This window comes from Mesorhizobium qingshengii (assembly GCF_027563465.1).
GTDB lineage: Bacteria > Pseudomonadota > Alphaproteobacteria > Rhizobiales > Rhizobiaceae > Mesorhizobium > Mesorhizobium qingshengii_A.
In genome coordinates, this window is sequence record NZ_JAPFQA010000002.1 from 637,970 (window position 1) to 659,121 (window position 21,152).

23 protein-coding genes and 1 pseudogene are annotated in these 21,152 nt (G+C 64.4%); 9 read left to right on the plus strand and 15 right to left on the minus strand.

From position 1 onward, the window contains the following. The first annotated feature begins 113 nt into the window (after positions 1-113). On the plus strand, positions 114-1,562 hold the full coding sequence (locus tag OOJ09_RS07710; protein WP_269904614.1) for a glycosyltransferase: 1,449 nt from the start codon (positions 114-116) through the stop codon (positions 1,560-1,562). Here OOJ09_RS07710 and OOJ09_RS07715 read toward each other — a convergent pair. Continuing rightward, the gene (locus OOJ09_RS07715) at positions 1,559-3,430 is read right to left on the minus strand and encodes a DEAD/DEAH box helicase (RefSeq protein ID WP_269904615.1); all 1,872 of its coding nucleotides are present in this window, start codon (positions 3,428-3,430) and stop codon (positions 1,559-1,561) included. The genes OOJ09_RS07710 and OOJ09_RS07715 overlap by 4 nt on opposite strands. Between OOJ09_RS07715 and OOJ09_RS07720 the strand changes: the two genes are divergently transcribed. Together OOJ09_RS07720 and OOJ09_RS07725 are read left to right on the plus strand one after the other, a co-directional pair. Beyond that, on the plus strand, positions 3,423-3,755 hold the full coding sequence (locus tag OOJ09_RS07720) for a hypothetical protein (protein WP_269904616.1): 333 nt from the start codon (positions 3,423-3,425) through the stop codon (positions 3,753-3,755). The genes OOJ09_RS07715 and OOJ09_RS07720 overlap by 8 nt on opposite strands. A 105-nt stretch (positions 3,756-3,860) precedes the next feature. Continuing rightward, complete coding sequence (locus OOJ09_RS07725) at positions 3,861-4,895, plus strand: aspartate-semialdehyde dehydrogenase (RefSeq protein WP_269904617.1); 1,035 nt, start codon at positions 3,861-3,863, stop codon at positions 4,893-4,895. Positions 4,896-5,067: 172 nt separating this feature from the next. On the opposite strand, the pseudogene OOJ09_RS07730 reads toward OOJ09_RS07725, so the two are convergent. Then, a pseudogene (locus tag OOJ09_RS07730) lies at positions 5,068-5,466 on the minus strand (ACT domain-containing protein); the annotation flags it as partial. A gap of 200 nt (positions 5,467-5,666) precedes the next feature. Between OOJ09_RS07730 and OOJ09_RS07735 the strand changes: the two are divergent. From OOJ09_RS07735 to OOJ09_RS07750, 4 genes are all read left to right on the plus strand, one after another. Continuing rightward, a complete protein-coding gene (locus OOJ09_RS07735) occupies positions 5,667-6,572 on the plus strand; it encodes a bestrophin family protein (protein WP_269904618.1) in 906 nt (301 codons plus the stop codon). A 130-nt stretch (positions 6,573-6,702) separates the two neighbouring features. Next, positions 6,703-7,113, plus strand: coding sequence for a DoxX family protein (locus OOJ09_RS07740; RefSeq protein ID WP_269904619.1), 411 nt, complete (start codon positions 6,703-6,705; stop codon positions 7,111-7,113). Between the two features lie 17 nt (positions 7,114-7,130). Next, entirely contained in the window at positions 7,131-7,658 is a 528-nt protein-coding gene (locus OOJ09_RS07745) for an SRPBCC family protein (RefSeq protein WP_269904620.1), read from the plus strand. A gap of 130 nt (positions 7,659-7,788) precedes the next feature. Further along, positions 7,789-8,052 carry a YMGG-like glycine zipper-containing protein gene (locus OOJ09_RS07750; RefSeq protein ID WP_269904621.1) on the plus strand — a complete coding sequence of 88 codons (264 nt, stop codon included), beginning with the start codon at positions 7,789-7,791 and terminating at the stop codon, positions 8,050-8,052. Positions 8,053-8,136: 84 nt separating this feature from the next. Here the strand turns inward: OOJ09_RS07750 and rpsP are convergent, their stop codons facing one another. The 7 genes from rpsP to OOJ09_RS07785 form a co-directional block, all read right to left on the minus strand. Continuing rightward, on the minus strand, positions 8,137-8,538 hold the full coding sequence (rpsP, locus tag OOJ09_RS07755; RefSeq protein ID WP_172222069.1) for a 30S ribosomal protein S16: 402 nt from the start codon (positions 8,536-8,538) through the stop codon (positions 8,137-8,139). Positions 8,539-8,648: 110 nt separating this feature from the next. Next, a complete protein-coding gene (locus tag OOJ09_RS07760; RefSeq protein WP_269904622.1) occupies positions 8,649-8,975 on the minus strand; it encodes a chorismate mutase in 327 nt (108 codons plus the stop codon). 7 nt (positions 8,976-8,982) lie between these two features. Next, positions 8,983-10,590: a signal recognition particle protein gene (gene ffh, locus OOJ09_RS07765; RefSeq protein WP_269904623.1), complete on the minus strand. Its 1,608-nt coding sequence runs from the start codon at positions 10,588-10,590 to the stop codon at positions 8,983-8,985. Between the two features lie 323 nt (positions 10,591-10,913). Beyond that, a complete protein-coding gene (locus OOJ09_RS07770) occupies positions 10,914-11,108 on the minus strand; it encodes a hypothetical protein (protein WP_269904624.1) in 195 nt (64 codons plus the stop codon). A gap of 120 nt (positions 11,109-11,228) precedes the next feature. After that, on the minus strand, positions 11,229-12,185 hold the full coding sequence (locus tag OOJ09_RS07775) for a CPBP family intramembrane glutamic endopeptidase (protein ID WP_269904625.1): 957 nt from the start codon (positions 12,183-12,185) through the stop codon (positions 11,229-11,231). A 172-nt stretch (positions 12,186-12,357) separates the two neighbouring features. Next, positions 12,358-12,963 carry a DUF1236 domain-containing protein gene (locus OOJ09_RS07780; protein WP_269904626.1) on the minus strand — a complete coding sequence of 202 codons (606 nt, stop codon included), beginning with the start codon at positions 12,961-12,963 and terminating at the stop codon, positions 12,358-12,360. Positions 12,964-13,025: 62 nt separating this feature from the next. Beyond that, positions 13,026-14,123 (minus strand): zinc-binding metallopeptidase family protein, encoded by a 1,098-nt coding sequence (locus OOJ09_RS07785; RefSeq protein WP_269904627.1) that lies wholly within the window; start codon positions 14,121-14,123, stop codon positions 13,026-13,028. 269 nt (positions 14,124-14,392) lie between these two features. Between OOJ09_RS07785 and OOJ09_RS07790 the strand changes: the two genes are divergently transcribed. Then, positions 14,393-15,190, plus strand: coding sequence for a lytic murein transglycosylase (locus OOJ09_RS07790; protein WP_269904628.1), 798 nt, complete (start codon positions 14,393-14,395; stop codon positions 15,188-15,190). Between the two features lie 185 nt (positions 15,191-15,375). Here the strand turns inward: OOJ09_RS07790 and OOJ09_RS07795 are convergent, their stop codons facing one another. Beyond that, entirely contained in the window at positions 15,376-16,599 is a 1,224-nt protein-coding gene (locus tag OOJ09_RS07795; RefSeq protein ID WP_269904629.1) for an argininosuccinate synthase, read from the minus strand. Between the two features lie 205 nt (positions 16,600-16,804). Here OOJ09_RS07795 and OOJ09_RS07800 point away from each other — a divergent pair, with 205 nt between their 5' ends. Further along, positions 16,805-17,446: a LysE family translocator gene (locus tag OOJ09_RS07800; protein ID WP_269904630.1), complete on the plus strand. Its 642-nt coding sequence runs from the start codon at positions 16,805-16,807 to the stop codon at positions 17,444-17,446. Between the two features lie 3 nt (positions 17,447-17,449). Here the strand turns inward: OOJ09_RS07800 and OOJ09_RS07805 are convergent, their stop codons facing one another. The 5 genes from OOJ09_RS07805 to OOJ09_RS07825 form a co-directional block, all read right to left on the minus strand. After that, positions 17,450-17,962 (minus strand): hypothetical protein, encoded by a 513-nt coding sequence (locus OOJ09_RS07805; protein ID WP_269904631.1) that lies wholly within the window; start codon positions 17,960-17,962, stop codon positions 17,450-17,452. After that, complete coding sequence (locus OOJ09_RS07810) at positions 17,959-18,345, minus strand: hypothetical protein (RefSeq protein WP_269904632.1); 387 nt, start codon at positions 18,343-18,345, stop codon at positions 17,959-17,961. The genes OOJ09_RS07805 and OOJ09_RS07810 overlap by 4 nt, the downstream gene beginning before the upstream one ends. 59 nt (positions 18,346-18,404) lie before the next feature. Continuing rightward, a complete protein-coding gene (rlmN, locus tag OOJ09_RS07815; RefSeq protein WP_269904633.1) occupies positions 18,405-19,640 on the minus strand; it encodes a 23S rRNA (adenine(2503)-C(2))-methyltransferase RlmN in 1,236 nt (411 codons plus the stop codon). 312 nt (positions 19,641-19,952) lie between these two features. Further along, positions 19,953-20,456: an invasion associated locus B family protein gene (locus OOJ09_RS07820; RefSeq protein ID WP_091575980.1), complete on the minus strand. Its 504-nt coding sequence runs from the start codon at positions 20,454-20,456 to the stop codon at positions 19,953-19,955. A 276-nt stretch (positions 20,457-20,732) separates the two neighbouring features. Next, positions 20,733-21,095 (minus strand): YkvA family protein, encoded by a 363-nt coding sequence (locus tag OOJ09_RS07825; RefSeq protein WP_269904634.1) that lies wholly within the window; start codon positions 21,093-21,095, stop codon positions 20,733-20,735. Positions 21,096-21,152 lie beyond the last annotated feature (57 nt).

Sequence of the window (21,152 nt, forward strand, 5' to 3'; positions counted from 1 at the left end):
AAAGGTGTGGCACAGGGGCGAACCTGTCGGCAAGGCCGCGCGACATGGCTACCGTCGCCATGGCAAATGAAGCATAAGACAGGAAGTGCAATCGCTTTCGCCAAAAGCAGACAATGACAGCCGAGCGTTCTGATGCCAGCGTCGTGACCGAGGACGGGGAGGTCATCACGCCCCCGACACTGGCCATCGACGCCACCGGGCTGATGTTGTGGCCGCCCGGCAAGGGTCTGGCGGGCATCCCGCGGGTGGAGAGCTTTCTGATCAACGCGGCGTTGGCGGATCCCGACCCTCGCGTGGACGTGGTGGCGTTCAGGTCCGGGGAAGGCCGGTTTCGACCGCTTGCTCCCTATGAACAGGAACATGTCGCGACGGGCGAGATCTCACCCCGCCGTGTCAAACGATGGCCGGGAAGAAGCATGGCGTTATCGCAGGCTTTCGAGGCGGTGAGGCAACGGCCATGGGACAAGCGTGAGGCAGACCGCCACCTCGCCAAGACGGTGACCAACGGCCGGACGGGGGTTGCCTGCGGCGCGACGAGGCTGCTGATCCGCGCCTATCGCCTGTATCGGCGGGCGCGGATCCGCCTGGGCCCGAGCCAGGATGCTCGGCGCCGGACCGCCGAGGCCGAACGCAGCCTTGTGCTGATCAGCCATCACATCCTGACCCAGGAAGACCGGTCCGCTGTCTCCGGCGCCGCCGGCAAGCTTGCCTTCCTCTGCCACGATATCATTCCGGCACTACGCCCCGATTTGCTTGGTTCGGGCACCGGCGAGCGTCGTTTCGGGTCTTATCTCGAGCAGCTCGTTCGCTCCGGCGCGCCAGCGTTCTGCGCTTCCGACGCGGTCGGCGCCACCCTCGCCGATCACATGCGCAGGGCCGGCATCGATCCGCCGGTGGTATACCGGTTTCCGATGCCCTCGATTCTGCACGAGACCGCTTCCCGCATGGGCAAGACCTCTCGCATCGAGGCTGGCGAACCGTTCGTGATCTACTGCTCGACCATCGAAGTGCGCAAGAACCACATCCTGCTGGCGCGCATCTGGCAACAGGCGCTCGAGGAAGGGGTCAAGCTGCCGAGACTTGTCTGCGCCGGGCGTTGGGGCTGGATGATCGAGCCGCTGCGCGCCTATCTCAAGGCGCATCCCGGCCTGCACCAGTCGGTTACATTCACCGGGCTGGTCAGCGACGAGGAGCTGATCCGCTACTATCGCAGCGCGTCCTTCGGCGTCTTTCCCTCGCATATCGAAGGCTGGGGCTACGGCGCCTCGGAATGCCTCGACTTCGGCGTTCCGGTCATCGTCTCGACGACGCCGTCGCTGATCGAGGCGACCGGCGGCCTGATGCCGGCGATCGATTCCAATGACCAGGCCGGCTGGTACGCTGCCATCCGCAGGATGGCGGAGGATCCTGCCTGGCGATCCTCGCTGGCGGAGCGCATCGCCCAACAGCATCGGCCGACGCCGGCATCGGCAAGCTGGGCGGCCATCAAGGCAGGACTGCAGGCAAGCGTGGCTGGCAATGTCGCGGCGGCCGCGCCGCTGCAAACCACGCGGCTCCGTTAAGCCGGCCGCTTTTTCGCTTTCTTGTGCTTCGGCGCGCCGGTGTTTTCGAATTTCGGCTTGCCCGGCTTTTTCGCCCACGGCTTGGCCTCGAATGCGCCGGCGGGGCGTTGATCGCCCGATGCCGGGTGCTTGTCGAATTTGCGCTTCGGCGCGTTCGGGTCGAACGGCGCCTTGCCGCGATGCGGCTTCTTGTCCGGGCTTGGCGGCTGGTAGCCGGCCCGCGACAGGTCCGGCGTGCCCTCGAGCCGCTTGACCGCGATGTTGCCCTGCAATTTGCGGTCGGGACCGATGGCCGCCAGGAAGCGGTCGGCCCAATCGGCCGATATCTGCACGTAGGTCTCTTCCGGCTGCATCTTGATGGCGCCGATCTCGCGCTTGGTGATGCTGCCGGTGCGGCACAGCATCGGGATCAGCCAGCGCGGCTCGGCATTCTGCCGGCGGCCGATCGACAGCGAGAACCAGACGCTGGCGCCGAAATCATCGCGGCGGCTGGGCGCCTCGTCGCGGCGCGCGAAGTTTTCGCCCGCCGGTCTTTCACGCGATGGCGTGAACGGCGCGATTTCCATCAGATCCTCGGGCGCCGAGCGGCTGGCGCGGCACTGGCGCACGAAGGCGGCCGCCACCTGTTCGGCGCCATGGCGGGCGAGAAGCGCGTCGATGAAACCGCGCTCGTCATCCTTCACCGCCTCGTCGAAAGCCGGATCGGCAAGGATGCGCTCGTCGTCGCGCCGGATCACGTCGTCGGCCGAGGGCGGGTTTGCCCATGTCGCCTTCAGCCCAGCATTCTGCAACAGCCGTTCGGTGCGCTTGCGGGCGCTGTTGGGCACGATCAGCGCGCTGACGCCCTTGCGCCCGGCGCGGCCGGTGCGCCCGCTGCGGTGCAGCAGCGTTTCCGGGTTGGTCGGCAGGTCGGCGTGGATCACCAGTTCGAGGTTGGGCAGGTCGATGCCGCGCGCCGCGACATCGGTGGCGATGCAGACCTTGGCGCGGCCATCGCGCATCGCCTGCAGCGCATGGCTGCGCTCGTTCTGGCTGAGCTCACCGGACAGAGCGACGACGGAGAAGTTGCGGTTGTTGAAGCGCGCGGTGAGATGGTTGACGGCGGCACGGGTGTTGCAGAACACCAGCGCGTTCTTGGCCTCGTAGTAGCGCAGCACGTTGATGATGGCGTTCTCGCGGTCGGCCTGGGCAACGCTCAGCGCCCGGTATTCGATGTCGAGGTGCTGCTTTTCCTCACCGGCGGCCGAGATGCGCACGGCATCGCGCTGATAGCCCTGCGCCAGCGTGGCGATGGAGCGCGGCACGGTGGCCGAGAACATCAGCGTGCGGCGCTCGGCGGGTGCGGCGTCGAGGATGAATTCGAGGTCCTCGCGAAAGCCGAGATCGAGCATCTCGTCGGCCTCGTCGAGCACCACGGCCTTGAGCGCCGACATGTCGAGCGAGTGCCGCGTGATGTGGTCGCGCAGGCGGCCGGGCGTGCCGACGACGATATGGGCGCCGCGCTCGAGCACACGCCGCTCCGAGCGCATGTCCATGCCACCGACGCAGGACGCCACCGTGGCGCCGGTCAGCTCGTAGAGCCATTCCAGTTCGCGCGTCACCTGCAGCGCCAGCTCGCGCGTCGGCGCCACGGCCAGAGCCAGCGGTGCCGCGGCGTGGCCAAAGCGCTCCGCGTCGCCCAGAAGGGTCGGCGCCAGGGCAAGGCCGAAGGCGACGGTCTTGCCGGAGCCGGTCTGGGCGGACACCAGCGCGTCGGCCTCACCCAGTTCAGGGGCCAGAACCGCCTTCTGCACCGGGGTCAGCTCGGAATAGCCGCGTTTTTCCAGCGCCCTGGCAAGCGCTGGAACAATAGCTTCGAAGTTGGACATCTCGCTCTTTCGGAATTCGGGGTCTGCGCTCGTCATGGAGCACGTGCCGGGGCCGGCGCCGCGCCAGCCAAACAATCTTGGCCGTTCGTACTTCCTGCTGCCTCTCTTGTACAGGGAAAGCCGCGTCGCTCGGCAATTGACTCTTTACGCAAACCGCGTAAAAGCCCGCTTCGAACGGGATCGTTTTTCGATGCGCGGCCTTTCGATGGCTCTTCTTGCATTCGATGCCCCCAGCCTCAATGCGAACCATTGGGCCGGGCGTGTCGGCGCGTCCCCTCGTTCCAGCAAAACCATGGCCAAAAAAACCACCACCAAAACGGTGTGATTCCCTTGGCCTAACCACCCTCTCCCGGGTCCGGCCCGGGGGACGGAACCCGCATCGGCCGGCGGGTTTCTCCAAAAACCAAGCGGAGAGGGACAGGAGATTTCGATGAGTTTCAAGGTTGCAGTCGTCGGCGCCACGGGCAATGTGGGCCGGGAAATGCTCAACATACTGGAAGAGCGCGGCTTTCCGGTAAGCGAAGTCGTGGCGCTCGCCTCGCGGCGCAGCCAGGGCACCGAAGTGTCGTTCGGCGACCGCACGCTGAAGGTCAAGGCGCTCGACCAATATGATTTTTCCGACACCGACATCTGCATCATGTCGGCCGGCGGCAACGTCTCCAAGGAATGGTCGCCGAAGATCGGCAAGCAGGGCTGCGTCGTCATCGATAATTCGTCGGCCTTCCGCTACGACCAGGACGTGCCGCTGATCGTGCCGGAAGTGAACCCGGACGCGATCTCGCTCTTCACGCGCAAGAACATCATCGCCAACCCGAACTGCTCGACGGCCCAGCTCGTCGTGGCGCTGAAGCCGCTGCATGACTTCGCCACCATCAAGCGCGTCGTCGTCGCCACCTACCAGTCGGTGTCGGGCGCCGGCAAGGAAGGCATGGACGAACTCTTTACCCAGACCCGCGCGGTCTTCGTCGCCGACGGCGTCGAGGTCAAGAAGTTCACCAAGCGCATCGCCTTCAACGTCATCCCGCATATCGACGTCTTCCTCGACGACGGCTCGACCAAGGAAGAGTGGAAGATGGTCGCCGAGACCAAGAAGATGCTCGACCCCAAGATCAAGCTGACGGCGACCTGCGTGCGCGTGCCGGTGTTCATCGGCCATTCGGAAGCGGTCAACATCGAGTTCGAAAAGCCGATCACCGCCGACGAGGCGCGCGATATCCTGCGCGAGGCGCCCGGCTGCCAGGTCTTGGACAAGCGCGAGGACGGCGGCTACATCACGCCGCTGGAATCGGCCGGCGAGGACGCTACCTTCATCTCGCGCATCCGCGAGGATTCGACCATCGACAACGGCCTGTCGATGTGGATCGTCTCCGACAATCTGCGCAAGGGCGCGGCCCTCAACGCGGTGCAGATCGCCGAGCTTTTGGTCGAGCGCGGCCTGATCCAGCCGAAGAAGAAGGCGGCTTAGTTTTCGCTCACGGGCCGTATCGCCGCTGCCGCGGCGGGCCCTCCGCGGGGGCGCCGGAAAGCCGGCGGCCCGCGGTCGCGGGCTCGGCCTTCGGCCGTTAGCTCCCTTCTCCCCGTTCACGGGGAGAAGGTCCCGGCAGGGGGATGAGGGGCAGCGCCGTAGCTTCAGGCCGGCTCTCCTCCGCCAAATTTTCCAGTATCACGATAGCCTCTTCCGCCCGGTCGGCGGGGACGAACAAATGGTCGTGGTAGAAAGCCGAGACCGGATTGACGCCCATGCCGGCGGCGGCCAGCCGTGTGGTGATGGCGGCGAGGAAGCCGACGGCTTCCAGCGACGAATGGATGTTCAGCGTGATCATGCGGCAGCGGAACGAAGCGGTCAGCCCCGCAGCGCTGGCCGCGTCCTCGGTGACGATCAGCGTCGCGCCTTCGCGTTCGCGAAACACCATCACCGGTTCGAGGCCTTCCGGCTGAGGGACGCCGGGCGCCAGCGTGACGAAGACATAGGTGCCGGCGAGCAATCGCGGTGTCATCGATGCCAGCAGTGTCTTCAGATCGGTCTCGCCTGTCACTTGTCTCCCCCCGCCTGATACGGGTTCGCTGCCCGCGTGTTCCTCAATATCCGCGACCGACGAATACCGATAGTCCGCGCCAGCGCGCACGGCGCACCGCACGGACGACATGGCGATGTCGCTGGCGGCTGAGCTTGCGGAGCGGTCGCATCGCACAATAAAGGAGCTGAGGACCAGCGCCGGTCCGCGAAAGGCCTTTGATGATCGTCCGCCCGCGCCCACGCCTTCTGCACCTGTTCTTCATCATGCGCGGCTCGGTGGTGCCACGCATCCTGCCGCAGATTCTTGGTTTCGCTGCCTATGGCGCCCTGGTGGTGGTGGTTGTGCGGGCGCTGAAGCTCGACTTCGGCAATGCCGGCACCGCGCCCTTCGCGCTGCTCGGCGTGGCGCTGTCGATCTATCTCGGCTTCCGCAACAACGCCGCCTACGACCGCTGGTGGGAGGCCCGCAAATTGTGGGGCCAGCTTGTCTTCGACATCCGCAACCTGGCGCGCGCCTCCGCCGGGCTGGTCGATGACCGGACCGAACTGCGTGGCCTGCTGATGGAAGCGATCGCCTTCTGCCACTTCCTGCGCGGCCTGCTGAGGCGGGTCGACGCGACGCCGCAAGCCCGCGCCTTCATCGGCGACGAGACCGAGATCGTCGCCAGGGCGGCCAACGCGCCGGACGCGATGGTGCGCGGGATGGGCCGCCGCATCGCCGCGCTGCGCAAGGCCGGCGCGATCGATACGATCGGCTACCGCATCCTCGACGAGCGCCTGTCGGAAATCGCCGCGGCGCAGGCCGGATGCGAGCGCATCATGGGAACACCCTTGCCGTTCGCCTACACCTTGCTTCTGCAGCGCACCGCCTATGTCTTCTGCCTGCTCTTGCCCTTCGGGCTGGTGTCCGGCGCCGGCTGGGCAACGCCGCTGTTCACGGCGCTGATCGCCTACACGTTCTTCGGCCTCGACGCGCTTTCGGAAGAACTCGAGGATCCGTTCGGCACCGAGGCCAACGACCTCGCCCTCGACGGCCTCTGCCGCGTCTGCGAAATCTCGGTGTTCGAGGCACTGGGCGAGACGCCACCGAAAATGCTCCCGGCGGAGAAGTTCTACTTTTCGTAGGCGCTCGACGCGCCTCTCTCTAATGGCCGCAGCGTCCCAAAAAGAATCCCGACCATGTCGGATCCTCGCCTCATGCCACGTCCTTGGTTCGACCCCAGCGAAAGGGCTGGAATCAACCGGAGGGAACACCATGAGCATTTCCGAAACCGCGCCTGCCTCGTCGGGCGCCCTGTGGACCGGCCGCGTGCTGAGCGGCATCATCGTGCTGTTCATGATCTTCGATGGCGCCATCAAGTTGCCGCCGCTCGACATCGTCACCCAGACGATGGTGCCGCTTGGCTGGCCGGCCGATGCGAACGTCGCGCGCATGCTCGGCATCATCGGCCTGATCTCGACGGCGCTCTACGCCTTGCCGCGCACATCGGTGATCGGGGCCATCCTGCTCACCGCCTATATGGGCGGCGCCATCGCCACCAATGCGCGGGTAGGCAACCCGCTGTTCTCGCACACGCTGTTCGGCGTCTATCTCGGTGTCGTGCTGTGGGCCGGCCTGTTTCTGCGCGACCCCAGGCTGCGGGCGCTGCTCCCGTTCAGCCGATAAGCACGAAGGAGAGAAAAATGTTCAGCACCATCCTCATCATCCTGGTCGTCATCGTCGCCGCCGTGCTCCTCTATGCCGCGACACGGCCGAACGACTTCGTCACCACCCGCACGGCCAATATCAAGGCTCCGCCGGAAGCGATCTTTCCGCTGATCAACGATTTCAGACGCTGGCCGACATGGTCGCCCTACGAAAAGCTCGATCCGAACATGAAGCGCACGCTCTCCGGCGCGGCAAGCGGCAAGGGCGCCGCCTATGCCTGGGAAGGCAATGGCAAGGCCGGCAAGGGGCGCATGGAGATCGTCAATTCGGTGCCGGCCTCGCTGGTGTCGCTCAAGCTCGATTTCGAAAAGCCGTTCAGGGCCAGCAACAGCGTCGATTTCACCCTGGCGCCGTCTGGCGACAACACCACCGTCACCTGGGCGATGCGCGGCGGCCGGCCGTTCATCGCCAAGCTGATGGGCCTGTTCATGAACTTCGACACGCTGATCGGTAGGGATTTCGAGGTCGGTCTCGCCAATTTGAAGCGCCTCAGCGAGGTATGATCGGCGTGAGACGATAATGCTTGCTCGAACAAGCGGTGTCGCGATCGTCATTCTTCTCGGGATCAAATTGGCCGTCTGAGAGTTAAGGACTCGGCGGCGAGACGGCGATCCGCGTGTGAGAGGAACGAAAATGAAGAAAATCCTGACTATTCTGGTATTGGCGACGGCGCTCGGTGCGTGCTCGCAGACGGAAAAAGGCGCCGCGGTCGGCGGCCTTGGCGGCGCTGCGATCGGCGCAGCCGTTGCCGGAGATCCTGTCCAAGGCGCTATCGTCGGAGGCGCGGTTGGCGCCGTTGCGGGCGCCCTGATAGGCCATGCCAGCGAAAGCGGCCAATGCCGCTATCGCGACCGTCACGGCCGTGTCTATGTAGACCGCTGCCCGCGCGGCTATTGACCGGGCCGCGTTCGACAAACGAAGTCGAAACAGCAAAACGGCGGGCCTAGGCCCGCCGTTTTCCCCGATGCTCTGACGCAATGCTTATTCGGCGGTGGCGGCTTCCGCCTCGGCCGGTGCGGCGGCTGCGGCCGCGACGGCGGCAGCGGCGTCTTCCTGCGCCTTCTTCAACAGGGCGGCGCGTTCCTGCGCCTTCTTGCCCGGCTCGGCCTTCTTCGGGTTGGAGCGGGCGTCGCGCTTGGCAATGCCGGCCTCGTCGAGGAAGCGCAGCACGCGGTCGGTCGGCTGGGCGCCGTGCGACAGCCAATGCTTGACGCGGTCGGCGTCGACCTTGACGCGCTCGCCGTCCTTGGGCAGCAGCGGGTTCCACGAGCCGAGCGACTCGATGAAACGGCCGTCGCGGGGCGAACGGGCGTCGGCGACGACGACGTGGTAGTAAGGACGCTTCTTCGAGCCCGCGCGGGCCAGTCGGATCTTCAGTGCCATTTCTTTTCTCCTAAAAGCTCTGATGTCGTTGATCGGTTGGTGGCTGAATTTTTTGTTTGTGCATGTCGTTGTCCCAAAACCGCTGAGCACTTTTGGGCGACATGCACCGGTCAGCCGGCTTTCGTCACGCCGTTGGAAGCGGCGATCTGTTCGTGGTGGCGGATCACTTCGCGGACGACGAAGTTGAGGAATTTCTCAGCGAAATCCGGGTCGAGATGGGCGTCCTTCGCCAGCTGGCGAAGACGGGCGATCTGCTGCTGCTCGCGCGCCGGATCGGCCGGCGGCAAGCCATGCGTCGCCTTCAGCACGCCAACCGCCTTGGTGCAGCGGAAGCGCTCGGCCAGCATGTGGATGAGGGCCGCGTCGATGTTGTCGATCGAGGCGCGATAGTCGGCCAGGACGGTGCGTGCGTCGGCCATGTCTTTTTCTTCGTTCATGGCGTCCTCACTTCTTCTTGCCGAGGCCGGGCAGGCCGCCGCCGAGACCGGGCAGGCCGGGAAGCTTCATACCGCCGGGCAAACCGGGCAGGCCGCCGCCGCCGGGAAGACCACCGGGCAGGCCCTTCATGCCGCCGAGGCCGGCCGCCTGCGCCTGCTTCTGCAAGGCTTCGAGCTGCCTGGGGTCCATCTTCGACAGATCGGGCATGCCGCCGCCCATCATGCCCCCGGGGCCGCCGCCTGGCATCATGCCGCCGAGGCCCATTTTCGAGGCGAGGCCGCCCATCATGCCGCGCATGAGGCCGCCGCCTTTGCCCTTACCGCCCATCGCCTTCATCATGTCGGCCATGCCGCGATGCATCTTGAGCAGCTTGTTGATCTCGGCCGCGTCGGTGCCGGAGCCGGCGGCGATGCGCTTCTTGCGCGAGTGCTTGAGAATATCGGGGTTGGCGCGCTCGGCCTTGGTCATCGACGAGATGATGGCGAGCTGGCGGCCGAACATCTTGTCGTCGAGACCGGCGGCGGCCATCTGGTCCTTCATCTTGCCCATGCCGGGCATCATGCCCATGATGCCGCCCATGCCGCCCATCTTCGACATCTGCTGAAGCTGCTGGGCGAGGTCGTTCAGGTCGAACTTGCCCGACTGCATCTTCCTGGCCATCGCCGCCGCCTGCTCGGCGTCGATGTTCTCGGCGGCCTTTTCGACCAGGCTGACGATGTCGCCCATGCCGAGGATGCGGTCGGCGATGCGCTTGGGGTGGAATTCCTCCAGCCCGTCCATCTTCTCGCCGGTGCCGATCAGCTTGATCGGCTTGCCGGTGACGGCGCGCATCGAAAGTGCCGCGCCACCACGGCCGTCGCCGTCCATGCGGGTCAGCACCAGGCCGGTGATGCCAACGCGCTCGTCGAAGCTTTTCGCCAGGTTCACGGCGTCCTGGCCGGTCAGCGAGTCGGCGACCAGCAGGATTTCGTGCGGGCTCGACACCTTCTTGATGTCGGCCATCTCGACCATCAGCGGCTCGTCGATATGGGTGCGGCCGGCGGTGTCCAGGATGACGACGTCATGGCCGCCGAGCTTGGCCGCCTGCACGGCGCGCTTGGCGATATCGACCGGGTTCTGGCCGGCAATGATCGGCAAAGTCGCGACCTTCACCTGCTCGCCGAGCTGGCGCAACTGCTCCTGCGCGGCGGGGCGCCGCGTGTCGAGCGAGGCCATCAGGACCTTCTTGTTCTGACGCTCGGTCAGCCGTTTGGCGATCTTGGCCGAAGTGGTCGTCTTGCCGGAGCCCTGCAGGCCGACCATCATGACGACGACCGGCGCCGGCGCATTGAGATCGACGGCGACGCCCTCGGCGCCCAGCATGTCGACCAGCTCGTCATGGACGATCTTGACGACCATCTGGCCGGGCTTGATCGACTTCAGCACCGCGGCGCCGACGGCCTTCTCACGCACCTTGTCGGTGAAGGAGCGCACCACTTCCAGCGCGACGTCGGCCTCGAGCAGCGCACGGCGCACCTCGCGCAGCGCCGCCGAGACATCAGCCTCCGACAGCGCGCCGCGGCCGGTCAGGCCGTTCAGGATGGAGCCAAGGCGCTCCTGAAGCGATTCAAACATCTTGCGTCCTTCGATCTCGGTTCATTCGACCCGAGAGGTAATGCGTTCGCGCCAAGTGTCCAAGCAAAAGCAAAAGCCAAAACCAAAAAGCACCCGGGGGCGCTCAGCGCTGCCGGGTGTTGGCCTCCAGGATCGATTTACAGCACTTCACCTCGAAGAGGTTTCGGCGTCCTGGTCGGCTTGCTCGGAGGGATACTCGTCGCGGAATTCGGGGCGTGTAGACAGGAAATCGGCCGCAGAGTCAAGACAAGGGCCGAGCCGGTGGTGTCTCAGTTTGAAATTCGGAAGCACCTCAACCCCGAACGCGCAGACTTTGGTGGGCGTCAGGCTGCCTTCCGTCGCAGGAGACTGGCCAGTACGGTGCGCATCCCCGAATATGACGGGCTGTCAATCTTCACTTCCCAATCGGTGTTGCGTTTCCGAGGGTGCTTCACATTGCGCAACGCTTCGCGGAACGTGTTCGGATCGACACCTACAGTTCGGGCCATACCTTCGGCGGTTGTGTACTTGGCAATCATGACGCTTCCTATGTTCACCAAACATATAAGCGTTTGCACAGCTCGGGCAAGAAATTAGGCGGTTACGCTAATTTCAAACCGAGACGCTATCGCCGAGCCGCGTTGCTTTGTGAGCCGCATTCAGGTCGCACGCGTCCGGTCCGGAAGCTCGGCGGCAACCCTGAGCGGCGAGCGTGGATGCAGAAGCAAGGCAATCGTCAGCAGGCTGCAGGCAATGCCGATAAAGGCGATCAGAACCGCGTCCGACGTCGTCCAGCCCGGCCCCTCGAGCGGCCTGGCGTTGAACAAAGCGAAGGAATTGTAGCTTTCCTGATGCGAGATCAGCAGAAAACCGGTCAGATTGTTGCCGAGATGGGCGCCGAAGGCCGCGCCGAGATTGCCGGTGGCATGGACCACGAGCGTCAACAGCAGGGCGAAAGCGGCGATCGAGGCCAGGACGCAGGCGTTGATGGCGGCGGTCGAGCTCGGGCTCCAATGCAGCGAGGTGAACAGCAGGCCAGGCAGCAGCGCCCAGATGACCGGGCTCTTGAACCGGTTGGCCAGGCCGCGCATCAGGTAGCCGCGAAACAGCATCTCTTCCGACGACGTCTGCAGCAAGGTCAGCGCGACGATCGGGACCAGGAACAGCAGCCAGGACGACAGGCTGATCGCGCCGCGCGCGATCTCGGGCTGCAGCAGGTAGAGCAGGATTTCGGACACAAGCGAGGTGATCAGCACCGCCACCAGCCCCTTGAGGAAGCCCGATCGCGAAACGCGACGGCCGACGCCGAAGAGAGCCGACAGCTTCTCGCCGTGGACCCAGCGCATGGCGATCCACAGGCCGATCCAGATGCCCGCAAAAGAGGCGAGCGCGGTGAGGATGCCCATGGGCGAGGCAAGGAACCCCTGCATGCCGGATGGGGGAGCGGCCGCTGCCTGCCAGGTGAAGAAGGCATAGGCGGCGCCGAACAGCACGGCCACCGTCGTTGCGGCCCAGAACAGGATGACGATCGCTGTTCCCAGCAAAAGGCGCGGCAAGGTCGTCTTGTGGTTCGGCGACCGCCGGTAGCGTTCGAAGGCGGCAGGGTCTGGTGTCACGCTGGCTCCTTTGCCGAATCCATCATCTGTTGATCTAGCTGATGGTCCCGAAAATCGGAATCGTTTTCGCAAAGGATTCATGCGCGGCGGCCGCGCTGTCATGTGAAGCGCGGTACCGTGGGATCGGCACTCGTGTCGCAAGCGGCCGCCGCGGTGGCGGCCGCTCGAGCTGTCAGCGCACCACGTACATGATGCGCCGTGTCTGCGGATCGATCAGCGCCGGCTGACCGTTCACATAGACATAGCGGTAGTTGTAGTCTGGAATTTCGCGCAGCTCGACGGTGTCGGGCAGGGTTGCACCGGTGACGACCTCTCCGTCCAGATAGACGGGGTCGAGGCGGTGCGTGTCGACATAGGTTCTGACCTCGGACGGCGGTGGCGGGAAAACGTCCTCGACAGGTTCACCGGCAACGATGGCTCCGGTATAGTCGCCCGGATAGTTTCCTATGTCTTCCGGCGGTGAAACGATTGTAACGCTGGAACCGTGCGGCCGTTGCGTCAGCACGACCCGGCTGCCGCCAAAGTCGGCCGTCACATAGTCGGAATAGACCCAGCCCTGGCCGCCGGCTTCGGCGATGGTGCACCATTTGCTGTTTTCGATGCAGCCATTGAGCGTCGCCGACTGTCCGGCGGCGAGCACGCCGATGACAGGATATTGCGGGCCGGGGCCGGCGCGCACGTTGAGATCGGTGACGGCGGAGACGGCGGTGTCGGCAAGCGCGGCACCCGACATCACGGTGAGCATCCCGGCGATCGCGGGAAACAGTATGGATTTCATGGGTTCTCTCCGTTTTCGTGGTCCCTCGCCAGCGAAACGGAGCTGTGGCGTATGCGTTCCGGCTAAAATGCCTGAGCCAACTCACGATTTGTTCCGGTTTCTTTCGGCAGACCGGTCAGAAGTTCGTGAACGAAGGCCAGTTTGCGCGCCGTGACGTCGGAGATAATGAAGGGATAGAGGTCGGGCAGGCCCATGCAGCGGTTTATGGAGTTGGAGGCCTCCGACAGCACCAGCCAGCGGGCGAGGATCCTTTCGAACGGCTCGGCTGCAGCCGAAGGCTCCGATGGCGCCGCCTGCGGTTCGCCACCGGTGTCGCCCCGTGGCAAGTCGTTCGCCTCCACCGTCGCCAGCCGGCCAAGCGGAAAGTTCAGCGCACGGACCATTTCCAGCGTGTCGGTGATGTGCAGATAATGGGCCCAGGTCTCCGCCCAGTCTTCCCACGGATGGGAGGTGGCATAGGGCGAGATGTGGCTCTGTTGCCAGTCGGGCGGCGCGCCACCGGCGTAATAAGTCTGCAGCGCCTGTTCGTAGCCGGCGCGGTCGTCGCCGAACAAAGCGCGGAAAGCGACAAGCCTTTCCGGGACGTCGCGGATCAGGCGATCCCAGTAATAATGGCCGAGCTCATGGCGAAAGTGGCCGAGCAAGGTGCGATAGTTCTCACCCATCTCGACGCGACGTTTCTCACGCTCGGCCGAATCGGCCTCGGCGACGTTGAGCGTGATCAGGCCGTTGTCGTGGCCGGTCAGGATGCGCTCGCCGCCCGGACCGCCGCCAATCGGATCGGCCAGGAAGTCGAAGGCAAGGCCGGCCTCGTCGGCAGGGTCCTGCTTGGGCGCGACCGGCAGGCCGAAGGCCAGCAGCGAATAGATGGCGCGCTTCTTTGCCGCCTCGACGCGGATCCAGCGGCGGCGATTGCCGTCGACGGAGAGATCCGGGATCAGCTTGTTCAGCACGCACGCCTGGCAAAAAGCCTGTCCCGGCTCGGCCATCCAGTTGCAGGCGCATTCATCGGCATTGGTGCACTGGAAAATGCCGTCGACGCCCGACAGGGCGAAACGTGCGTGCTCCGGATAGTAGAGCACGAGGCTGCCGCAGTTCAGGCACTGGGCGTTCTCGAAGTATAGACGATGGCCGCAATGCGGGCAGTCGAAGAGCTTCATGCAGGTCTCGATTTCATCAGGCACCCGATCGATAAAGGTCTCAAACGTTCGCCACCTGCCGGTGTTCCTCGGTGCGCTCAGGTTATTTTGCCGCTGGTTGCTGGAACGACATATCTTGCCACATTAAACACCTGATCGTAGTCAAGTTCTCACCATTCGCTGGCGGCGGCGCGCGACGAAACCACGTGACGACTTCTTGGCAGTGACAAGGGCGTGTTTCGCTGGCAAATTCGCAGCTGGGACGTGAATCAGACAACCAGGAGAACAACATGGCATTTCTTGCCAAGGGTAGGATTTTAGTGGCTGCGGTGGTGGCGGTGCTTGCGCTGGCGACGGGCGCGCAGGCGGCGGGCAGCTGTGGCAAGACCGGCGCCGGCTTCGATGCCTGGAAGCAGGATTTTGCCGAGCAGGCCAAGGCCGAAGGTGTGGGCTCGAGGGGGCTGTCCGCACTGGCTGGCGCCACCTACGCAACAAGGACGATCTCCGCCGACCGCGCCATCCACAAGGCTTTCAGCGGCTCGGTGGAAGATTTCATGAAGCGTCGTGGCGGGGCCACGATCATTTCCAAGGGTCGTTCGCTGAAGAAGTCGAACGCGGCGCTGTTCAGCCAGATCGAACGGAACTACGGCGTGTCGCCGGGTGTGTTGCTCGCCATCTGGGGCATGGAGACGGGCTTCGGTGCCTCCATGGGCAACCAGAACACGGTTTCCGCCATTTTGACGCTTGCTTATGATTGCCGTCGCCCGGACTACTTCTATCCGCACGCCATTGCAGCCCTGAAGCTGGTCGATCGCGGAGCATTGACCGCCTCGTCTGTCGGCGCCATGCATGGCGAGATTGGCCACACGCAGTTCCTGCCCGGAAATGTCTTGAAGTATGCGGTCGGCAACGGAAACCTGCGCGACAGGAACACGGCGTTGGCCTCCACCGCCAACTTCCTCAAGGGTCATGGTTGGCGGGCTGGCGCGAGCGCGCAGGCGAATATGGGCGCAATTGCCGGCTGGAACTCCGCGAGCGTCTATCAGCAGGCCATCGCCCGCATCGCCATGGCGATCGATGCCGACTGATAGAAATTTCTGCCGATAGAAAGAGCAAGAGCCCGGCTATGCGCCGGGCTTTTTTTTCGAGACGCCGAGCGTGATGCGCGCGGCGAGGCTCACGCCGGCAGAGGGCGGATCGAAATCCTCGGCCATGGCCGGACCCGCCAGAAGAACCAGCGGCGCCAGGCCTCGGCCGAGGCAAGGCATCCGAGTTATTTGTTGCGATTGCGCGCGGCAAGCGTCCTCAGCCGCAGCGCGTTGAGGCGGATGAAGCCGGCGGCGTCCTTCTGGTCGTAGGCGCCGCGGTCGTCCTCGAAGGTGACCAGCGCATCGGAATAGAGCGTCTTCTTCGACTTGCGGCCGGTGACCATCACGTTGCCCTTGTAGAGCTTCAGCCGCACCGTGCCTTCGACGTCTTCCTGGCTCTTGTCGATCATCGCCTGCAGCATCAGGCGCTCGGGCGCGAACCAGAAGCCATTGTAGATCAGCTCGGCGTAGCGCGGCATGAACTCGTCCTTGAGGTGGGCGGCCCCACGATCGAGCGTGATCGATTCGATGGCGCGGTGGGCCGCGATCAGGATCGTGCCGCCGGGAGTCTCATAAACGCCCCGCGATTTCATGCCGACGAAACGGTTCTCGACCAGATCGAGCCGGCCGATGCCATTGTCGCGGCCGAGATCGTTGAGCGCCGCCAGCATGGTTGCCGGCGACAGCTTCTTGCCGTTGAGCGCGATCGGATCGCCCTTGAGGAATTCGATCTCGATCTCGGTGACCTTGTCCGGCGCGTCCATCGGCGAAACGGTGCGCTGGTGCACGAATTCCGGCGGCTCGCTCCACGGATCTTCCAGCACTTTGCCCTCGGAGGACGAATGCAGCAGGTTGGCGTCGACCGAGAACGGCGCGTCGCCTTTCTTGTCCTTCGGCACCGGGATCTGGTGCTGCTCGGCGAAGTTGATCAGGTCGGTGCGCGACTTGAACGACCAGTCGCGCCATGGCGCGATGACCTTGATGTCGGGGTTCAGCGCGTAGGCGGAAAGCTCGAAACGAACCTGGTCGTTGCCCTTGCCGGTGGCGCCGTGGGCGATCGCGTCGGCGCCGGTTTCCCTGGCGATCTCGACCAGGTGCTTGGAGATCAGCGGCCGCGCGATCGAGGTGCCCAGGAGGTAGGTGCCTTCATAGACGGCATTGGCGCGGAACATCGGAAAGACGAAGTCGGACACGAACTCCTCGCGCACGTCGACGACGCGGATGTCCTTGATGCCCATCATCTCCGCCTTGCGGCGCGCCGGCTCGAGTTCGCCGCCCTGGCCAAGATCGGCGGTGAAGGTCACCACTTCGGCACCGAGTTCGGTCTGCAGCCATTTCAGGATGATGGATGTGTCGAGGCCGCCGGAATAGGCGAGCACGACCTTCTTGACGTCTTTTGCTTTTGACATTTGGCGGTTCCGCGACAGGAGTTCTCGGCGGGCGAGGTATCACGCCGTTTCCGGTCACCGCAAGAGATGAACGCCGTGGATCGCCGCGAGGCGGCAAGCGGACAGGCGATTCAAGGGGGCTGGATCAGCGTTTCAATCACCCAGCCGCTGGCAACCGCAGGCCCTATCCCCTAAAGGCTGCGTGTCCGATCCCCCGGGGCCACCCATGTCCTTCATTCCCGACACCACCACGCTGATCCAGTTCGCCATCGCCACCGTGATCCTGGCGATCACGCCGGGGCCGGACATGACCTTGTTCGTCTCGCGCACGCTGAGCCAGGGCCGCGCCACCGGCTTCGCCTCGATGGCCGGCGCGCTGTGCGGCACCCTGATCCACACCACGCTGGTGGTGGTCGGCGTCTCGGCGCTGATCGTTGCCTCGCCGATGGCCTTCTTCGTATTGAAGATCTTTGGCGCCGGCTATCTGGTCTTCCTGGCCTGGCAGGCGATCACCAAGGGCTCGGCCTTTTCGCCGGAGAAGAAGACAGGCCCCCGGATTTCGCTGTTGCGCAGCTGGGCGGCGGGGCTTGGCGTCAACCTGCTCAACCCGAAGATCATCCTGTTCTTCATGACCTTCCTGCCGCAGTTCGTCTCCGCGCATGATCCGAACGCGCCCGGAAAGCTGTTTTTCCTCGGCTCGATGTTCATAGTGCTGTCCATCCCGGTGACCGTGCCGATGGTGCTGGCGGCGGAAAGATTTTCAGCGGCGATGAAGGCCAGCCCGCGCGTCACGCGGGTGGTCGACTATCTCTTCGCCGGCGTGTTCTCCGCCTTCGCGCTCAAGATCCTGACGGCGCAGGCGAAGTAGGCTTCATCTTCCCGTTTGACCGGGATCCTTCCCGAAAGCCGATTTCCGCCTTTCGGGATCATGGTCGGTTCCGTCCTGCCACCAGCTTCCGGCCCAGCGCCCGGCGCTGAGCCAGTAGAAGATGCCGCCCACCATGCCGCCGCCAATCACCGCCATGATGGCGCTGGTGTCCCTGACCGCGAAAGTGGCGTCATCTGCATGGTCGACCAGGCCGAGGAAAACCGCCGCAACCACCGCGCCCGCCAGTGCATAGAACAGCCAGTCGCGCCGGCCGAGGATCTCGGCAAGCAGGATGACGATCGCCGCCGGCATGAAGGCGAAATAGGCGACGAACAGGGCGATGAAGGGAATTGAAAAATAAAGGGAAGCTGCTGCCGCCGGTTGCGCGTGCTCCGGCGTGTAGCCGAGCGAGGCCAGGAACAGGATGTTGAGGAAGGCGCTCGCCGCCAGCGAGGCGACCGCATAGCCGAACAGGATGACGGCGAAACGGACGAGGTAGGCGGCGAAACGGCTCATCCCAAATCCCAGCGTGCGAGATGGCCGGACTTGCGCCCGGCCAGAAGCCAGTAGACCAAACCGGCGGCAATGCCGGCCGTGGCCAGAAAACCGAGATAGCCCGGATTGAAAACAAAACCTTCGGCCGAGCGCGGGATGGAAACACCAAAGGCGATGGAGGTGATCGCACCCGTGACCGCAAAGTAGAACCATCCTCGAAGCGACAACCGTTCGGCGACCAGGATTGCCGGGCCGACGATCAACAGGGCGCCGACCATCACGGTCAACACGGCGAGCGGGAAGGAGCCCAGCCAGTCGAATGCGAAAATGATGGACCAGTTCCCGTCTTCCACACCTTCCAGAAGAGCGATCAGCAGCACGGGTACCAGGATCGAGGTCAGCACGGCGGTGATATAACCGACTGCTATGATGGCGAAGCGCTTCAGCCAGGCAAAGGGACGGCTCACGCCTCGCCGTGCCCCGCGATCATCATGGCTTCCAGCGCCAGCCGGTCGACCTTGCGCATGCGCTCCGAGTCCGACTTGAGCTGGCCGCAGGCGGCCAGGATGTCGCGGCCGCGCGGGGTGCGGATCGGCGAGGCATAGCCGGCATTGTTGATGTAGTCGGCGAACTTCTCGATCGTCTCCCAGTCCGAGCACTGGTAGTTGGTGCCCGGCCACGGGTTGAACGGGATCAAATTGATCTTGGCTGGAATGCCCTTGAGCAGCTTGATCAGCCCCTTGGCGTCCTCGATGGAATCGTTGACGTCCTTCAGCATCACATATTCGAAGGTGATGCGCCTGGCGTTCGACAGGCCGGGATAGGCGCGGCAGGCGGCGATCAGTTCCTTCAGCGGATACTTCTTGTTGATCGGCACAAGCAAGTCGCGCAGATCGTCATTGGTGGCGTGCAGCGAGATCGCCAGCATGACGCCGATCTCTTCGCCAGTGCGGAAAATCTCGGGCACGACGCCGGAGGTCGACAGCGTGATGCGGCGCTTCGACAGGGAAAGACCGTCGCCGTCGGAGGCGATCAGCAGCGCCTTCTTCACCGCCTCGAAATTGTAGAGCGGCTCGCCCATGCCCATCATGACGATGTTGGAGACTTTTCTGCCCTCGGCTGGCACGATGGCGCCGTCCGGTGTGTCGCGGTCGGGGAAGTCGCCGAGCCGGTCGCGCGCGGTGAGCAATTGCGCCAGGATCTCCTCGGCGGTGAGGTTTCGCACCAGCTTCTGCGTGCCGGTGTGGCAGAACGAGCAGGTCAGCGTGCAGCCGACCTGCGAGGAGATGCAGAGCGTGCCGCGGCCTTCTTCGGGAATATAGACGGTCTCGATCTCGACCGGCCGGCCGGCGCCGCGCGGCGGAAAACGGAACAGCCACTTTCGTGTGCCGTCCGAAGAGATCTGTTCCTCGACGATCTCGGGCCTGGCGACGGTGAAATGCTTGTCAAGCTCGGCGCGCAAATCCTTGGAGATGTTGAACATGCCGGCGAAGTCGGAGACGCCGCGCACATACATCCAGTGCCAGAGCTGCTGGGCGCGCATCTTGGCCTGGCGCTCCGGCACGATGCCCGAAGCGACGAGAGCCTCGCCGAGTTCGACGCGCGTCAGGCCGATCAGCGACGGCTTCTCGGGCTGTGTTGCGCGGGCGCGCAATGCGTCACGGGCGCCTTCGGCGGTAAGATCGAATGAAAGGGTCATGGTTGCACTGATATAAGCGGTTTGCGGCCGATTTCATCATCGTGCCTGATATGAAGCGCGGCGCATAGCACAGGTTGAGGGCAGAGTCATGCCGGACGACCTTTCCTTCTCCCCCTGTGGGAGAAGGTGGATCGGCGCGCAGCGCCGAGACGGATGAGGGGTGTTGGACGGAATGAGGCGTTGGTAAACTGGCCGCCGTCAGTCGGTCAGCGCCTGGACGGAGGGTTTCGCCAAACTGGAACACCCCTCATCCGACCGAGCTTCGCTCGGCCACCTTCTCCCACAGGGGGAGAAGGGGGGAGCCGTGCCAGCCTATTTGCACTTGGCGATCGAGGACAGCGCCGCCGAAATGCCTTTCAGCGAGAAGACATAGGAAGTGGGATTGCCGCGGCCCGACTTCGCCGTCACCTTCATGTCGGTGCCGGTCTTCATGGCGGCGATCAGCACCGGCTCCTCGGCGGCGTTCTCGACCCAGGCCGACTTGCCGCGCGTGAACATCGAGAAGGACTTCTTGTCGATGGTGACGGTGGCCTTGGAGCCTTCCTGGAAGTTGTAGCCGGCAATGAATTGCGGCTCGTAGGACACCTGCTGGCCGGGCCGCTGGCTGACGAAGAAGAACATGTCGCCATGGTCGAGCGTCGGCGGCTGCTTGTCGGTCGGCACGGTCAGGACATAGCAGACCTTGCCGCCCGATGCCTGGTAGCTGTAGGTGCCCCAGGCATTGTGCTGGCCGATCTTGGTCGCCGACTGCGCCAGTGCCGGCGCTGCCGCGGCCACCAGGACCAGGCTCGAAACTATAGCAATCAATCCGCGCATCGTTTTTCCCGTATCCCAAATGGTGCGGCGGCAGGCCGGCTTGGCGTCCTGCCCGTCGCTTCATTTTGATTTAATCTGGGTTACCAAACGGTGAATCTCCTTCGAGAAAAGGACCCTCACCCGAGGAAACCGCCGCCATTCCCGCGCCGCCGCCTCGTCAGCGGGTGGCGCGACGTCCCTTCGGCGACTTGGAGGCCACGAAAGCGGCAAGAGTTTGACTTTTTCCCTGGCCGCTTAAGGCCGATGTCCAGGGGGCGTGGGCTGGCGTGGAGACGCTCAGCCCTTGTCGGCGATGGCCTCCTTGGCGGCCTGCCGGTGCGCCGGCGTGATGTGGGCGCTGACGGCGGTGATGGCGGCGGTCAGCACGGCGATGTCATCGGTGAAGCCAAGCCCGAGGACGAAGTCGGGGATGACGTCCACCGGCAGGACGAAATAGCCGAGCGCGGCGACCAATATGCCCTTGGCGCGCAACGGCGTGTTCTTGTCCATGGCGCAGTAGTAGGCGGCGACGACCTCTTCCATGAACGGAATCTGCCGTGCGGCCTTCTTCGCCGTGCGCCAGAATTTCTCGCGCACTTCGCTCTCGCCGCCGAGCTTGTCGCCAAAGCCGAAGAAATCAAAACCGGATTCTTGCGCCATCAACCTCTCCTTGCGGGGGCACATGCGCATCCTGGCGCATGCCCGCGGGGGAAGATG

Excerpts from the sequence above, each read along its gene's own strand:
- OOJ09_RS07710 (WP_269904614.1), top strand. The coding sequence starts at position 114 with ATGACAGCCGAGCGTTCTGATGCCAGCGTCGTGACCGAGGACGGGGAG.
- OOJ09_RS07715 (WP_269904615.1), bottom strand. The coding sequence starts at position 3,430 with ATGTCCAACTTCGAAGCTATTGTTCCAGCGCTTGCCAGGGCGCTGGAA.
- OOJ09_RS07725 (WP_269904617.1), top strand. The coding sequence starts at position 3,861 with ATGAGTTTCAAGGTTGCAGTCGTCGGCGCCACGGGCAATGTGGGCCGG.
- OOJ09_RS07735 (WP_269904618.1), top strand. The coding sequence starts at position 5,667 with ATGATCGTCCGCCCGCGCCCACGCCTTCTGCACCTGTTCTTCATCATG.
- OOJ09_RS07740 (WP_269904619.1), top strand. The coding sequence starts at position 6,703 with ATGAGCATTTCCGAAACCGCGCCTGCCTCGTCGGGCGCCCTGTGGACC.
- OOJ09_RS07745 (WP_269904620.1), top strand. The coding sequence starts at position 7,131 with ATGTTCAGCACCATCCTCATCATCCTGGTCGTCATCGTCGCCGCCGTG.
- OOJ09_RS07750 (WP_269904621.1), top strand. The coding sequence starts at position 7,789 with ATGAAGAAAATCCTGACTATTCTGGTATTGGCGACGGCGCTCGGTGCG.
- rpsP (WP_172222069.1), bottom strand. The coding sequence starts at position 8,538 with ATGGCACTGAAGATCCGACTGGCCCGCGCGGGCTCGAAGAAGCGTCCT.
- OOJ09_RS07760 (WP_269904622.1), bottom strand. The coding sequence starts at position 8,975 with ATGAACGAAGAAAAAGACATGGCCGACGCACGCACCGTCCTGGCCGAC.
- ffh (WP_269904623.1), bottom strand. The coding sequence starts at position 10,590 with ATGTTTGAATCGCTTCAGGAGCGCCTTGGCTCCATCCTGAACGGCCTG.
- OOJ09_RS07770 (WP_269904624.1), bottom strand. The coding sequence starts at position 11,108 with ATGATTGCCAAGTACACAACCGCCGAAGGTATGGCCCGAACTGTAGGT.
- OOJ09_RS07780 (WP_269904626.1), bottom strand. The coding sequence starts at position 12,963 with ATGAAATCCATACTGTTTCCCGCGATCGCCGGGATGCTCACCGTGATG.
- OOJ09_RS07785 (WP_269904627.1), bottom strand. The coding sequence starts at position 14,123 with ATGAAGCTCTTCGACTGCCCGCATTGCGGCCATCGTCTATACTTCGAG.
- OOJ09_RS07790 (WP_269904628.1), top strand. The coding sequence starts at position 14,393 with ATGGCATTTCTTGCCAAGGGTAGGATTTTAGTGGCTGCGGTGGTGGCG.
- OOJ09_RS07795 (WP_269904629.1), bottom strand. The coding sequence starts at position 16,599 with ATGTCAAAAGCAAAAGACGTCAAGAAGGTCGTGCTCGCCTATTCCGGC.
- OOJ09_RS07800 (WP_269904630.1), top strand. The coding sequence starts at position 16,805 with ATGTCCTTCATTCCCGACACCACCACGCTGATCCAGTTCGCCATCGCC.
- OOJ09_RS07805 (WP_269904631.1), bottom strand. The coding sequence starts at position 17,962 with ATGAGCCGTTTCGCCGCCTACCTCGTCCGTTTCGCCGTCATCCTGTTC.
- rlmN (WP_269904633.1), bottom strand. The coding sequence starts at position 19,640 with ATGACCCTTTCATTCGATCTTACCGCCGAAGGCGCCCGTGACGCATTG.
- OOJ09_RS07820 (WP_091575980.1), bottom strand. The coding sequence starts at position 20,456 with ATGCGCGGATTGATTGCTATAGTTTCGAGCCTGGTCCTGGTGGCCGCG.
- OOJ09_RS07825 (WP_269904634.1), bottom strand. The coding sequence starts at position 21,095 with ATGGCGCAAGAATCCGGTTTTGATTTCTTCGGCTTTGGCGACAAGCTC.